Genomic DNA, 14,273 nt, shown 5'->3' on the forward strand with positions numbered 1-14,273 from the left:
GGGCGGGACGTCACAGGTTCGTAAGGCCTTGAGGCAGCCGCGGGAGGTGGGGATGGTCGAGGATGTGAGGGGACAGAGGTCACGTGGAGGTCATCGATGCTCAGGGTTCGTTCGTTCGGCACAGCGCTCGCCGCTGTAGTGGTTCTCACGCTTGCCGCATGCGGTGGCGAACCAGGCACCGCCGGCGATCCTGACGCGAGCGCCCCCGAGGCCAAAGCCGGCTCCAGTCAGCCAGAGCCGGCCAGCCCCGAGGACCAGCCCGCACAGTCGGCCGGCGTGCCCGAGGAGCTGGACTTCACCGCCACCACTCTGGACGGTGCGGCGTTCTCCGGCGCCAGCCTCGCGGGCAAACCGGCCGTGTTGTGGTTCTGGGCGCCGTGGTGCCCGAGTTGTCGCGCGGAGGCACCGGCGGTCGCTAAGGCTGCGGACGCGAACTCCGTGACCTTCGTCGGTGTCGCCGCACAGGACTCACCGGAAGCCATGCGCGACTTCGTGGATCAGTACGGTGTCGGCAACTTCCGGCACCTCGAGGACGAGAACGCCGACATCTGGCGGCGGTTCGGCATCACCTACCAGCCTGCGTACGCCTTCGTCAGCGCCGACGGCACGGTCGAGGTCGTCAAAGAGCGGTTGTCCGAAGAGGAACTGAACTCCCGCGTCGAGCAGCTCGGCAGCTGAGGCGGTGGATCCCGAGACTCTCGGGTTCGCGCTCGCAGCAGGCATGGTCGCGAGCGTGAACCCGTGCGGGTTCGCCATGCTGCCCGCATATCTGGCTCTCGTCGTCACAGGCACCACGGACAGCACGGACACCACGGACGCCGTCGGTCCGTCGCGCGCGACGGCCGTTGGCAGGGCACTCGCCGCCACCGCGGTCATGGCCACCGGGTTCCTGGTGGTATTCGGCACCTTCGGGCTCGTCGTGGCGCCACTGGCCAGTTCCGTGCAGGAGTACCTGCCCGCCGTGACCGTGGTGATCGGTGTGGCGATGCTGGCGCTCGGCGGGTGGCTGCTGGCCGGCAGGGAAATCACCCTGCTGCTGCTGCCGAAACCGTCGAAGGGGGCGCCGACCGCGCGAATGGGGTCGATGCTCGGTTACGGCTTCGCCTACGCGATCGCGTCCCTGTCCTGCACGATCGGGCCGTTCCTCGCGGTGACGAGTACGACCTTCCGAAGTGGATCAGCACTGGAGGGAATCGCGGCTTATCTGGCCTACGGCGCGGGCATGGCCCTGGTGGTCGGTGTACTGGCCGTCGCCGTGGCGCTGGCAGGCAGCGCCGCGACGCGCGGCACGCGCCGGATCCTGCCCTACGTGAACCGTTTCGGTGGCGGGCTGCTGGTATTGGCCGGCCTCTACGTGGGCTACTACGGCGCATACGAGCTGCGCCTGTTCCACGGCGGTGGTTCCGCCGAGGACCCGGTGGTGGACGCCGCGGGAGCCGTCCAGTCCGTGCTCGTGCGGTGGGTGGACGGCATCGGCGCGGTGCCGTTGTTGATCGCGCTGGCCGTGCTCGTACTGCTGGCGGCCGGGATCACCAGGCGGCGCGGCCGCAGGCGCGGGCAGGACCGGGTCAGCTGAGCCGCAGCTTCGGCTTGTGCTCCAGGTGGGAAAGGCCGTTCCAGGCCAGGTTCACCAGATGCGCGGCGACCTCGTCCCGCTTGGGTTTGCGCGCGTCGAGCCACCATTGACCGGTCAGCGCGACCATGCCGACCAGCGCCTGCGCGTACAGCGCCGCGAGTTTGTCGTCGTAACCGCGTGCCGCGAACTGCTGGCCGAGGATGTGCTCAACCTGGCTGGCGATGTCGTTGAGCACTGTCGAGAATGTGCCGCCCGCGCTCGCCACCGGCGAATCCCTGACCAGAATCCGGAAACCGTCGTGCGAGTCCTCGACATAGCTGAGCAGCGCGGTCGCGGCCTGCTCGAGCATCGCCCTCGGGTGCCCACCGTGCAGAGTGGACACCATGCGGTCGAGCAGTAACTGCGTCTCCCGGTCCACGACGACGGCGTAGATGCCTTCCTTGCCGCCGAAGTGCTCGTACACCACGGGCTTCGACACGTTGGCGCGGTGCGCGATCTCCTCCACCGACGTGCCGTCGAATCCCTTTTCCGCGAACAGCGCGCGGGCGACGTTGAGCAGTTGCTGCCTGCGCTCGGTTCCGGTCATGCGCACGCGGGTCATCGGGGCATCCGGCCGCGCCCCGATGATCGCCGCGTCACGCTTCGCCCGCCGTCTCGTCGCCACGGGCTCGAGGGTAAACCCTGCCCGTCAGCTGGAAGTGGTCGACGTGGTCGACCCAGAAAGGCGGGCCAGCCGCTGCGGTGTCGGCCAGCGGACGTTGTGGGCCCAGCCGAACTTCTCGAACAGCCAGATCACCCGTGCCGAGATGTCGATCTGTCCGCGCTGCACTCCGTGACGCGCCGACGTCGGATCGGCGTGGTGCAGGTTGTGCCAGGACTCCCCGAAGGAGAAGATCGCCAGCGGCCAGAAGTTCGCCGACTTGTCCCTTGCGGTGAACGGACGCTCGCCGAGCATGTGGCAGATCGAGTTCACCGACCATGTCACGTGGTGCAGCACGCACACGCGGACAAATCCGGCCCAGAAGATCCCGGTCACCACTCCCCAGAACGACCAGCTGATCAGACCACCGAGAATGCCGGGCAGCACGAGACTCAACACGGTCCACAGCACGAAGAGGCTGTCCACCTTCTTGATGTCGGGGTCGCGGAGCAGGTCCGGCGCGAACCGCTCGGCGTTGGTGCTGTCCCGCTCGAAGAGCCAGCCCATGTGCGCATGCCAGAAGCCCTTGGCGATCGCCAGCGGGCTGGTGCCGAACGCCCACGGCGAGTGCGGGTCGCCGTCGCGGTCGGAGAACGCGTGGTGCCTGCGGTGGTCGGCGACCCAGGTGATCACCGGGCCTTGCACGGCAGTGCTGCCCGCGATGGCCATCGCCACCCGCAGCCAGCGCTTTGCCTTGAACGATCCGTGGGTGAAGTATCGGTGGTACGACACCGTGATGCCGAGGCCGGATATAACGTAAAACGCGAGGAAAAGCCCCACGTCGACCCAGGTCAGCCCCCAGCCCCAGGCGAAGGGAACGGCCACGAGAAGGGCGAGCAGCGGGGCGACGACCCCGAAGTACACCGTGGCTTGGACGACGTTCGAGCGCTGACCGTCGATTACGGGTTTCGGCCCCGATGCGGCCGGCGGCTCGCCGGAAGCGGCGGAGCGGTCGAGGGTTGCCGTCATGCAGTCACTTCTTCCCACGCGGGACCCGACAAAGGGTCGCCTTACCTACGATGCCGTAAGTTACGGTACAGGAGGTTTCCCGCTTCCGACCAGAGTCAACCGGGCACTACCTGACAAGGGTGAGGCGACACACCCACCCGCACGTAAGACCCGTAGGCCGAATGCGAGAGACTGTGCAGGTCAGGGCATTGGCGTGGGCGATCTCCGGATCCCGGGACGAGGCCCGCCGAGGTGTGACTATCCTGACCAGGCACGATCCGCCGTAGTGTAATTGGCAGCACTTCAGATTTTGGTTCTGACAGTTCAGGTTCGAATCCTGGCGGCGGAGCGGGTCCTTCGGCGACGGGTTGACGAGGGGGTGAAGGCGGCTGCACGAAGAGGCTCGCGAGCCACGTGACGCATCCGGCCCGGCGTTGGGCGACATGTCCGATGCCTGGCTACTCGGCCGTGCCCGCGAACTCAACGCCATCGTGCAGCGTAGCGACCGCACCGAGCAGCTCAAGATCATCGGTACTGTTGACGAGCTGCTGGAGGAGACGCAGCGTCGCGGCGAACCGATCCTCGTCGCGCAACTGCTGCGAGCGGCTTCGCTGGCCCGGCTGGTCACCCGTGGAATCGCGCTGGAAGCCGAACCCCTGCTCGACGAACTGCTCGCGCATACGCGCAGGCACGGCCTCGCGCTCCTGCGGGCGGACGCGCACGCCATCCGCGGCAGGCTGCTCGTGCTCTCCGTGCAGGAGGACGCGGCACTGACCGAGATCGCCAGGGCACTTGCGATTCTCGACGATTCACCAACACCGGACGTACAGCTGGGCAGGCGGGCGTGGGACCGGCTGCTCTCCTCCGCCCTGATCGACTGCTGGATCGTGCTGAACCAGCTCGGGGTCTACGAGGCCGCCGAGGAGGTGATCGCCAGGGCCCACCAGGCGGTCAGGGACAGCGCCGGCCCGCACGAAATCACCCTGCAGCTGATCAACCGGGTCAAAATGCTGCTCGGCTGGGGCCTGCGGCTCGAACGCGTCGGGCGGGACGACGAGGCGAGCGAGAAGTTCCGTACCGCCGCCTCCATGGCGATCGCCGTCGAGGCGCCGTTCGCCGAGTCGCTGTTCCCGCGCCAGGCGGGGGTGCCCGCCGTCGACCAGGTCGGCGTGCTCGCCGCCTCGCTGGCGCTCGCCGCACCGAGTTCCGCGCACCTCGACCGGTTGCGCAAGCTGAACTCCGAGCAGGGCTGGCCGCACGAACACGTCATCGTCACCATCGCGCTTGCCCGCTGTCTCGAGGGGGTCGGCGGCAGGGACGAGGCGATGCGCATGCTGATCGAAGCGCAGCACCTGCAGGCCGACGACAACTCCCAGCCGTCGATGCGGCTGAATCTGTTCCGCGAGATCGCCCGGCTCGGCAGCGAGGGTGCCGTTGACGGCGCCGCGGGACCAGATGGGGCCATCAGACCGGACGACAATCGGCCTGCCGCGCTGCTCGCCGACTACTCCGCCGCGCTGGAGGCCGAACTCTGGGCCCTGCGGGAGTCGCAGATCGCCACACTGAACACCCGTCGCGAACACGAACGGCTCTCGGCCGAGCACGGCGCGATCACCCAGCAGGCGTTGCAGGACCCGCTGACCGGGCTGCCCAACCGCAGGGCACTGGACGACCGGCTGCGAACCCTGGCCGGCTCGGTCAACGCGCAGCCACTCGCGGTCGCGCTGGTCGATCTGGACGGCTTCAAGGACGTCAACGACCGCCACTCCCATGCCGAAGGCGACGACGTGCTCAGGGTCGTGGCCAGCACGCTGCGTGACGCACTGCGTGGTGACGACCTGGTGGCGAGGTATGGCGGAGACGAGTTCATCGCGCTGCTACCGGGCGCGCCGGTTTCCGCCGCGAAGCAGGCGCTCGGCCGCGCCGTCACGGCGGTCGCCTCCCTGCCACACCATCTCTCGCACGGCGTGACCCTGTCGGTCGGCCTCGTCTCCCTGCGTCCACAGGAACGCGCCGAACAGGTCCTCTCCCGGGCCGACGCGGCCATGTACCAGGCAAAACGGCGGGGCGGAAACCAGATCGCCGCCGCAACAGCCGGCGTGGGCGACCCGTTGGGCGGCTGGCCCGAGGATGTCACGCCAACCGACCCCACGTGGGACCTCGAGGAACACACGTAGGATCCTGGCCCGGTACGGAAGCCGCCAGTCGGGTGACACATGCGCCGCAGCATGTGACCTGACGAAGTCGTCGAACGAGGAGTGCTGTGACCGGCCCGCTGAGCACACTGATCCTTGCTGCGGGTGAGGGCACCCGCATGCGTTCCGCCACACCCAAGGTGCTGCACCCCATCGCGGGCAGACCCCTGGTCGAGCACGCCGTGCGCGCCGCGGCCGGGCTGGACCCCGACCACCTGGTCGTGGTCGTCGGCCACGGCAGGGACGCCGTGCGCGAGCATCTCGACGCCGTGGGTAAGGCCCTCGACCGGTCGGTGGCGACCGCGGTTCAGGAAAGCCAGAACGGGACCGGGCACGCCGTGTCCTGCGCACTCGCCGAACTGCCCGGCGACCTCACGGGGACCGTGCTGGTCAGCTACGGCGACGTGCCGCTGCTGGACACCGAAACGCTGGCCATGTTGCTGGCCGAGCACCGCCAGGGCGGCAACGCGGTCACGGTGCTCACCGCCGTGCTCACCGAGCCGACCGGTTACGGCCGGATACTGCGCGGCGCGGACGGCGACGTGACCGGAATCGTCGAGCAGAAGGACGCCACCGCCGAGCAGCTGGCGATCACGGAGATCAACTCCGGGGTGTACGCCTTCGACGCCCAGGTACTCGCCGATGGCCTGTCCCGGCTTTCGACCGACAACGCGCAGGGCGAGCTCTACCTGACCGACGTACTGGGCATCGCCCGTGCCGACGGCAGGCCGGTCGGTGCCCTGGTGGTGGATGACCCGTGGCTCACCGAGGGCGTCAACGACCGGGTGCAGCTGTCCACGCTCGGCGCGGAGCTCAACCGGCGGATCGTGCGCAGGTGGCAGCGCGAGGGGGTAACCGTCACCGATCCCGCGACGACCTGGCTGGACGCGGACGTGACGCTGGCCCGAGATGTCGTACTCGCTCCGGGTGTCCAGCTGCACGGCGCGACGAAGGTCGGCGAGGGCGCCCGCGTCGGCCCGGATTCCACGCTTACGGACGTGACCGTCGGAGCCGGCGCGACCGTGATCCGCACCCACGGATCGGACTCCGTCCTGGAGGCCGGAGCGAAGGTCGGACCGTTCGCCTACCTGCGGCCGGGCACCCGGCTGGGGGAGAACGGGAAGATCGGCACGTTCGTGGAGACCAAGAACGCCGACATCGGCCCCGGCTCAAAGGTGCCGCACCTCACGTACGTGGGGGACGCCACGATCGGCGAGCGAAGCAACATCGGATGTTCCAGTGTGTTTGTCAACTACGACGGCGTGAACAAGCACCACACCACGATCGGATCCCATGTGCGGCTCGGCTCGGACAACACGTTCGTCGCTCCGGTGACCGTGGGCGACGGCGCATACAGCGGCGCGGGCGCGGTCATCCGGCGTAACGTGCCGCCAGGGGCGCTCGCCGTGTCGGGAGCGCCGCAACGCAACATCGAAGACTGGGTCGTCCGGCGCAGGCCGGGCACCCCAGCGGCAACGGCGGCCGAGGCTGCCCGAGCTGCTGAGCAGGACGAGAACGTGCAGGATCCAGCAGCACACGACGGGGAGTCGCCAGCATGAGCCCGAAGTCCGGAACGCCGCAGAAGAATCTGATGCTCTTCTCCGGCCGCGCACACCTGGAGCTGGCCGAGGAAGTGGCCAAGCACCTCGATGTGACGATCACCCCGCAGACCCTGCACAACTTCGCCAACGGCGAGATCTTCGTGCGGTTCCAGGAGTCGGTGCGCGGCACCGACGCGTTCGTGCTGCAGAGCCACACCACGCCGATCAACGAGTGGGTGATGGAACAGCTGATCATGGTGGACGCACTCAAGCGCGCCAGCGCGAAGCGCATCACCGTGATCATGCCGTTCTACCCGTATGCGCGGCAGGACAAGAAGCACAAGGGCCGCGAGCCGATCTCGGCACGGCTGATCGCGGACCTGTTCAAGACAGCAGGCGCCGACCGGATCATGACGGTCGACCTGCACACCGCGCAGATCCAGGGCTTCTTCGACGGACCGGTCGACCACCTGCTCGCGCAGAACGTGCTCGCCCAGCACATCAAGGAGACCTACGGCAACGCCGACATCACCGTCGTCTCCCCCGATTCCGGCCGCGTCCGGCTCGCGGAGAAGTGGGCGCAGCAGCTCGGTGACCGGCCGATCGCGTTCATCCACAAGACCAGGGACCCGGACAAGCCGAACGAGGCCGTCGCCAACCGCGTGGTCGGCAAGGTCAAGGACCGGTTGTGCGTACTGGTCGACGACATGATCGACACCGGTGGCACGATCGTGAAGGCCACCGAGGCACTGCTCGCGGAGGGTGCTTCGGACGTGGTGATCGCGTCCACGCACGGCATCCTGTCCGATCCGGCCACCGAGCGGCTGGCGAACTGCAAGGCGCGCGAGGTGATCGTCACCAACACGCTGCCGATCCCGGAGGATAAGCGCTTCCCTGGCATGACGGTTCTGTCCATCGCACCGCTGCTGGCCCGTGCCATCGAAGCGGTGTTCGAGGACGGTTCGGTGACGAGCCTGTTCGACGGCAGCGCGTAGCGCGACAACGAGTCTTGGTGGCGCTTTCCCAGGAAAGTGCCACCAGGACTCGTTCCTGCCGAGAGCGTACGCCCCCGGCCCCGCACGTCCCGGCGTCGCACTTTCCCGGGAAAGCGCGAGTGTTGCGGCTGCCCGGTTTTCACGCTGCGCAAGTTTCCGACGCGGCCGATGTCGGCACCGGCTCGCCGGGTAGCGCGCTTTCCCGGGAAAGTGCGGTACATGCGCGCGCATGTATGGCACTTTCCCGGGAAAGCGCGGGGCCTGGTCGGCGACGCACGCCGTCGTCCCCGGCCGACGGGCCGTGCAGGTCGCACTGGTAGTTTCCGCCCCGGCCGCGACGACAGAAACGGCTGCATTAGACTGTGCAGGTTGTCTCGGCGAGGCGGGCTCCAGCGCACGCGGTGCCCGACGTTATCGACGCGGCGGCTTGAGTAGCCACGCGCCCGTGCACGCCAGGAACTCGCCGCCGAACAGCCAGCAGCACACCGCCTGATCCCCATCGCAAGGAGAGCAAGACCGTGTCCGAGGTACGTCTGACCGTCGAGCCGCGCACCGAGTTCGGCAAGGGCGCCGCGCGCCGCACGCGCCGTGCCGGCAAGATCCCTGCGGTGCTCTACGGCCACGGCGCCGACCCGCGGCACCTGGCCCTGCCCGCCGTCGACTTCGCCCGTGTGATCAGGGACAACGGCAACAACGCCGTGCTGACCCTCGATGTCGCCGGTGCCGCCGCGAAGGCCGAGAAGGGCACCGAGCTCGCCCTCACCAAGACCATCACCGTGCACCCGCTGAAGAACTACATCGAGCATGTCGACCTGCTCGTGGTCAACCGCGGCGAGAAGGTCACCGTCGAGGTGCCCGTCGTGCTGGTCGGCAACGCCGCGTCCGGCACCCTGGTGCACCAGGACCTCGACACCATTCAGGTCGAGGTCGAGGCGCAGGACATCCCTGAGCAGCTCGAGGTCTCGATCGAAGGCGCCGAGGCAGGCACCCAGGTCCTCGCGGCCGGCGTGCTGCTGCCCGCGGGCGCAAGCCTGGCCACCGACCCGGACTACCTGGTCGTCGCCGTCAACGAGGCGCCGAGCGAGGCGTCCATGGAGGCGGACGTCGACACCGAGGGCGCAGGCGTGGTCGAGGACCAGCCCGAGGCCGAGAGCGCATCCGAGTAACCAGTTCATGGAGCAAGATCTGCCGGGGGCCGGCGAGCAGGTACTGCTCGTCGGCCTCGGCAATCCCGGGCCGCGTTATGCGGGCAACCGACACAACGTCGGATTCCTTGTGCTGGACGAACTCGCCGACCGGATCGGCGGGAAGTTCAAGGCACACAAGGCAGGCGCGGAGATACTCGAAGGTCAGCTGGCAGGCCGCAAGATCGTACTCGCGAAGCCTCGCTCGTTCATGAATCTCTCCGGCGGCCCGGTCGCCGGTACCGCACGCTTCTTCAAGGTTGATCGATCCGGCGTGGTCGTGGTGCACGATGAGTTGGATCTCCCCTATGGCGCGCTGAAACTGAAGCTCGGCGGTGGCGACAACGGCCACAACGGACTGCGCTCCATCACGAAGTCCCTCGGGGGCAAGGACTACTTCCGCGTTCGCTTCGGCGTCGACCGTCCGCCCGGCCGGATGGACGCTGCCGACTACGTGCTGAAGGATTTCTCCACGTCGGAACGCCGCGAACTGGCGTTGAACGTCGACCGCTGCGCCGACGCTGTTGAAGCCCTCGTCGGCTCCGGTCTCGCCGCCGCGCAGAACCAGTTTCACGCCGCCTGAACCCCGCCCGCAGGGGAGACCTGCGTCACCCCCACAGCGGTTGTGGCCGTCACTGTGCGTTCTTACTGACTCACCCAAAGGCGTTGGATGACGCACCTGTTCGAGTCGACGGGCGCCGCAGGGGCTGGCGCGACACCCACTCTCAGGGCTAGGACGGAATGCGGGACACGCACCCGAGCTGAGCCCAGGAGAGAGTTAACTGATGTCGTTCACCGCTGACGACGCCGCGCGCGTCGAGTTCGGCAATTCCCCCATCGGCCGTCGTGGCTACGCCAGGAACGAGGTCGACGAGTTCGTCCGGCGCATCGCCCGGACCCTGGCCGGGGAGGACGACCTGACCGCGGCCGAGGTGCATCACGTCGAGTTCGGCAGGCCCATCATCGGTAGGCGCGGTTACGACGAGCGGCAGGTGGACGAGTTCCTGGACGACGTCGAGACCGAGCTGATCAACCGCAGTGGCCTCAGTCCCACAAGCCATCAGGTACCCGCTGCCCGGCAGCACGACCAAGCCACTGCGCCCGGCCACGCGGAGCAGCTGCACGTCCCGCAGGCACTGCACGAGACGGAACACCGGTAGGCCGTCCGAAGCTCGACAACTTCATTTGCGGGAGCAGCAATGGCAGTGACCGCCGAAGACGTGCACAACATCCGGTTCGACCGCGCGCCCCTCGGTAGCCGGGGCTACAACGAAGCGGAGGTCGACGAGTTCCTCGACCGGGTGGCCGCGACTCTCGAAGGCGAGGACGAGGTCACGGCCACCGATGTGCACGAGATCGCGTTCAGCAAGGCCCCGCTGGGCAAACGCGGGTACGACCAGGCCTCGGTCGACGACTTCCTCCGCAGGGTGGAAAGCACGCTGGTCGGACGGGCTCCCGCGAATACGAAGCTGCACGCGCCCTACATCGCGCCCGCACTCGAGCACAGCCATGTGCGCAAACCGCTGTGGCGACGCGCGCGCGGGTGAGAACTGTCCGGAACCGTCTGTGGCGATGCTGCGATCACGGTCCCGGGCTGGACGGGCGCGCGCTTTTCAACGCGGCTAGCGCCTCACTCCGACTCGGCCTTGGCTCCGGAAGCGATGCGGCCGGCATACAGTTCGGCTGTCGCGGCGCGGCGGACCTTGCCGGAGGGCGTCTTGGGCAGGTTCCCCGGCCCGAGCACCACCACGGCGTAGGGCCGCACCTCGACCGCCGACCTGACCCTGGCCGCGACCTCCTTGGCGAGGGCCCGCTCGGTGTCGGTGTCACCTGCCAGTTTCGACTCCAGCACCACGGCGAAGCGCTCGCGCTTGGTGCCCGCGTCGAGGCGTACGGCGACGGCATTACCCGCGCGAACTCCGTCCACCGACATCGCGGCCCGCTCGATGTCGGTCGGGTAGATATTGCGCCCGCCCATGATGATCACGTCCTTGGCGCGGCCGCAGATCACGATCTGCCCGTCCACCAGATAGCCGAGGTCACCGGTCGCGAGCCACCCTTCGGCGTCCTGGGTGTCCAGCGGACCGTCGACGGTCAGGTAGCCGGGTGTGACCGCCTCGCCGCGCAGCCGAATCTCGCCGACCTGCCGCTCACCGAGCCGGTTGCCCTGCTCATCGACGATCTCGGCCTCCAGCCCGGGCAGCGGGCGGCCGAGCAGCGCGAACGAGCGCACCTGGTCGGTACCCCTGCGCGGATCGTTCTCGGGTACCGGAACCGCCCTGTTCTCACTCTCCAGGGCACCGGCGTCCACGACGTCCAGTGTCAGGCCGACATTCAACGGTACGAACGAGACGGCGAGTGTCGTCTCCGCCATGCCGTAGGCCGGGAACACCGACTCCGGCGCCAGTTTGAACCGGGCGCCGGCTTCGGTGAAGGCCGAAACGGCGGCCTCGTCGATGGGCTCCGCACCGTTGAGCGCGATCCGGAGGCTGGAGAGGTCGTAGGCGTCGTCGTCCTCGACCCGGGCGAGCCGCCTGCCGGCGATGGCGTAGGCGAAGTTGGGGGCCGCGGTCGCGGTGGCGCGGTACTTGCTGATGAGTTCCGGCCAGATCAGCGGGCCCGAGAGGAACTCAACCGGAGTCACCTTGACCAGTTCGACCCCGAACGTCATCGGCAACGTCAGGAAGCCGACCATCCCCATGTCGTGGAAGGTCGGCAACCAGGACACCATCACGTCGGTGTCGAACTCGAACTCGGCGGCCTCGACCATCGCGCCGATGTTGGCCATCAGGTTGCGGTGGGTGATCCGCACGGCCTTGGGCTCGGCGGTGGAACCGCTGGTCAGCTGTAGCAGCGCGGTCGAATCCTCATCGACCTCGACCGGCCGCGCGAGCGGTTCCGACCCAAGCAGGTCGTCGACCATGCGAAAGCCGATCCCACGCTCGGTGAGCACGGGCGCGAGCTGGTCGAACGGCTCGCCGAGCAGCACCAGTTCGGAACCGATCATGCGGAGCACCTGCAGGGTGTCCTCGGCCCACTCCGCGAGGTCGGTGCGCTGCGTGGGCTGGTGCAGCATGGTGACGCTGCCGCCCGCCAGCCAGGTGCCCTGCACGGTGGGCGCGATCAGCGCGGGCGCGGCAGCCAGCACGGCGACGGAACTGCCAGGAGCAAGGCCGTGCTCGACCAGTCCACCGGCCACCCTGCGAGCCTGCTCGTGTACCTCGCCCCAGGTGCGGCGAACGGGTTCGTCCGGCTCACCGGTGACCATGCCGCGCTGCTGACCGTCCCCGGTCGCCGAGGCGACCATTGTGTCCACGAACCGACTCATGGCGTCACCTTATCCACCCGCCGATCAGCGGTTCGCGTCACTCCACCGTCTCGGAGATCTCCAGCCACTTCGACTCGACCTCGTCCTTTTCGGCGCGTACCGACTTGAGTTCGGTGTTCAACTCCATCAGCCGTTGCGGATCCGTCGCGGCGGCGGCGAGCGCGTCGTGCAGTTTGGTCTCCTTGCCGTCCAGCACGCCGAGCCTGCGCTCCAGCTTGGCGAGTTCCTTGCTCGCCGCCCTGCGCTCCGCGGCGCTGTTCTTCGCCGCGGCTGCCTTCGCGGTTCCCGCGGGAGTCCCGGCGTGGCCCTGGTGGACGTCCCTGCGGGCCAGGTACTGCTCGATACCGCCGGGAAGGTGGGTGATCTGCTTGTCGCCGAGCAGGCCGACCACCGTGTCGCAGACCCGCTCGATCAGGTAACGGTCGTGCGAGACGACCACGAGGGTGCCCGGCCAGGAGTCGAGCAGGTCCTCGAGTTGCTGCAGGGTGTCGATGTCCAGGTCGTTCGTCGGCTCGTCGAGCAGCAGTACGTTCGGCTCGGCCATCAGCAGCCGCACCAGCTGCAGGCGCCTGCGCTCGCCACCGGAGAGGTCCTCCACCGGCGTCCACTGCCGGGCCGGCGGGAAGCCGAGCTTCTCAGCCAGCTGCGATGCCGACAGCTCCTGCTTACCGAGAACGACCCTGGCCGCGACGTCCTCGACGGCTTCCAGCACACGCATGCGCCCGGGCAGGTCGTCGAGTTCCTGACGCAGGTGGGCGAGCCGGACCGTCAGGCCCTGCTTGCGCCTGCCCGCGTCCGGTTCCCGCTCACCGGCGAGCAGGCGCAGCAGCGTGCTCTTGCCGGACCCGTTCACACCGACGAGCCCGACTCGGTCGCCTGGCCCGATCCGCCAGGTCTCCGAGTCGACCAGCGTGCGCTCCCCCACGTTGAGGGTCACGTCCTCCAGTTCGATGACGGTCTTGCCGAGCCTGCGCCGGGCGAACGAGAGCAACTCGACCGAGTCCCGTGGCGGAGGCACGTCGGAGATCAGGGCTTCGGCGGCCTCGATGCGGTACCGCGGTTTCGAGGTTCGTGCCTTCGCCCCGCGCTGGAGCCACGCCAGCTCCTTGCGGGCGAGGTTGCGCCGCTTCTCCTCCATGGTCGCGGCCAGCCGCGCCCGCTCGGCCCTGGCGAACACCCAGTCCGCGTAGCCACCCTCGTACTGCTCGACCTTGCCGCCGACGACCTCCCAGGTGCGTCCGCAGACCGTGTCGAGGAACCAGCGATCGTGCGTGACGACCACGACCGCGATCCGGCGGGCGAGCAGGTGATCGGCGAGCCAGCGGACACCCTCGATGTCCAGATGGTTGGTGGGCTCGTCGAGTACGACGAGGTCGAGCTCGGCCACCAGCGCGGCGGCCAGCGCCACTCGCCTTCGCTCCCCACCGGACAGTGAACCGGTCGGAGTGTCCAGCCCCAGTGCGGAAATTCCGAGTCCGTCCACGATGGACCGCACGCGGGCGTCAGCCGCCCACTCGTGCTCGGCACCGAACTCGGCGAGCACGACCTCGCCCACGGTGCTGCCCTCGGGCAGCTCGGTGCGCTGGGTGACGACTGCCATCCGCAGCCCGTTCACCCGGCTCACCCGGCCGGAGTCCGCCGGCGCGACACCGGCGAGTACCTCCAGCAGTGTTGTCTTGCCGCCGCCGTTGAGACCGACGACACCGATCCGGTCGCCCTCGGCGACACCGAGCGAGACGCCGTCGAGCAGTGGGCGCACCCCGTAGGACTTGCTCACGGACTCCAGGTTGACCAGGTTGACCATCG

General features: G+C 68.5%; 13 protein-coding genes and 1 tRNA gene. 10 read left to right on the forward strand and 4 right to left on the reverse strand.

What is annotated here, in order from left to right; genetic code table 11:
* The first annotated feature begins 96 nt into the window (after positions 1-96).
* Both D0C15_RS21380 and D0C15_RS21385 read left to right on the forward strand, forming a co-directional pair.
* On the forward strand, positions 97-678 hold the full coding sequence (locus tag D0C15_RS21380; protein WP_116048416.1) for a redoxin domain-containing protein: 582 nt from the start codon (positions 97-99) through the stop codon (positions 676-678).
* Between the two features lie 4 nt (positions 679-682).
* Entirely contained in the window at positions 683-1,576 is an 894-nt protein-coding gene (locus D0C15_RS21385) for a cytochrome c biogenesis CcdA family protein (protein ID WP_245976099.1), read from the forward strand.
* Here D0C15_RS21385 and D0C15_RS21390 read toward each other — a convergent pair.
* Together D0C15_RS21390 and D0C15_RS21395 are read right to left on the reverse strand one after the other, a co-directional pair.
* Entirely contained in the window at positions 1,569-2,162 is a 594-nt protein-coding gene (locus tag D0C15_RS21390; protein ID WP_162830192.1) for a TetR/AcrR family transcriptional regulator, read from the reverse strand. The genes D0C15_RS21385 and D0C15_RS21390 overlap by 8 nt on opposite strands.
* A 102-nt stretch (positions 2,163-2,264) precedes the next feature.
* The gene (locus D0C15_RS21395) at positions 2,265-3,245 is read right to left on the reverse strand and encodes an acyl-CoA desaturase (RefSeq protein WP_116048418.1); all 981 of its coding nucleotides are present in this window, start codon (positions 3,243-3,245) and stop codon (positions 2,265-2,267) included.
* 256 nt (positions 3,246-3,501) lie between these two features.
* Between D0C15_RS21395 and D0C15_RS21400 the strand changes: the two genes are divergently transcribed.
* From D0C15_RS21400 to D0C15_RS21435, 8 genes are all read left to right on the forward strand, one after another.
* Positions 3,502-3,573 (forward strand) — tRNA-Gln (locus D0C15_RS21400).
* 94 nt (positions 3,574-3,667) lie between these two features.
* Complete coding sequence (locus D0C15_RS21405; RefSeq protein ID WP_116048420.1) at positions 3,668-5,401, forward strand: GGDEF domain-containing protein; 1,734 nt, start codon at positions 3,668-3,670, stop codon at positions 5,399-5,401.
* Positions 5,402-5,487: 86 nt separating this feature from the next.
* On the forward strand, positions 5,488-6,978 hold the full coding sequence (glmU, locus tag D0C15_RS21410; RefSeq protein WP_116048422.1) for a bifunctional UDP-N-acetylglucosamine diphosphorylase/glucosamine-1-phosphate N-acetyltransferase GlmU: 1,491 nt from the start codon (positions 5,488-5,490) through the stop codon (positions 6,976-6,978).
* A complete protein-coding gene (locus D0C15_RS21415) occupies positions 6,975-7,955 on the forward strand; it encodes a ribose-phosphate diphosphokinase (RefSeq protein ID WP_116048424.1) in 981 nt (326 codons plus the stop codon). The genes glmU and D0C15_RS21415 overlap by 4 nt, the downstream gene beginning before the upstream one ends.
* 518 nt (positions 7,956-8,473) lie before the next feature.
* Complete coding sequence (locus D0C15_RS21420; protein ID WP_116048426.1) at positions 8,474-9,121, forward strand: 50S ribosomal protein L25/general stress protein Ctc; 648 nt, start codon at positions 8,474-8,476, stop codon at positions 9,119-9,121.
* A gap of 7 nt (positions 9,122-9,128) precedes the next feature.
* A complete protein-coding gene (gene pth / locus D0C15_RS21425; protein WP_116048427.1) occupies positions 9,129-9,722 on the forward strand; it encodes an aminoacyl-tRNA hydrolase in 594 nt (197 codons plus the stop codon).
* Positions 9,723-9,924: 202 nt separating this feature from the next.
* On the forward strand, positions 9,925-10,299 hold the full coding sequence (locus D0C15_RS21430) for a DivIVA domain-containing protein (RefSeq protein ID WP_116048428.1): 375 nt from the start codon (positions 9,925-9,927) through the stop codon (positions 10,297-10,299).
* Between the two features lie 39 nt (positions 10,300-10,338).
* Positions 10,339-10,686 (forward strand): DivIVA domain-containing protein, encoded by a 348-nt coding sequence (locus D0C15_RS21435; protein ID WP_116048429.1) that lies wholly within the window; start codon positions 10,339-10,341, stop codon positions 10,684-10,686.
* A gap of 83 nt (positions 10,687-10,769) precedes the next feature.
* On the opposite strand, the gene D0C15_RS21440 is transcribed toward D0C15_RS21435, so the two are convergent.
* Positions 10,770-12,467, reverse strand: a complete 1,698-nt coding sequence (locus D0C15_RS21440) for a fatty acyl-AMP ligase (RefSeq protein ID WP_116048430.1) — start codon at positions 12,465-12,467, stop codon at positions 10,770-10,772.
* A gap of 37 nt (positions 12,468-12,504) precedes the next feature.
* Positions 12,505-14,271, reverse strand: coding sequence for an ABC-F family ATP-binding cassette domain-containing protein (locus D0C15_RS21445; protein ID WP_116048431.1), 1,767 nt, complete (start codon positions 14,269-14,271; stop codon positions 12,505-12,507).
* Between the last annotated feature and the right edge of the window lie 2 nt (positions 14,272-14,273).

Source organism: Amycolatopsis palatopharyngis (assembly GCF_003385185.1).
Classification (GTDB): Bacteria; Actinomycetota; Actinomycetes; order Mycobacteriales; family Pseudonocardiaceae; genus Amycolatopsis; species Amycolatopsis palatopharyngis.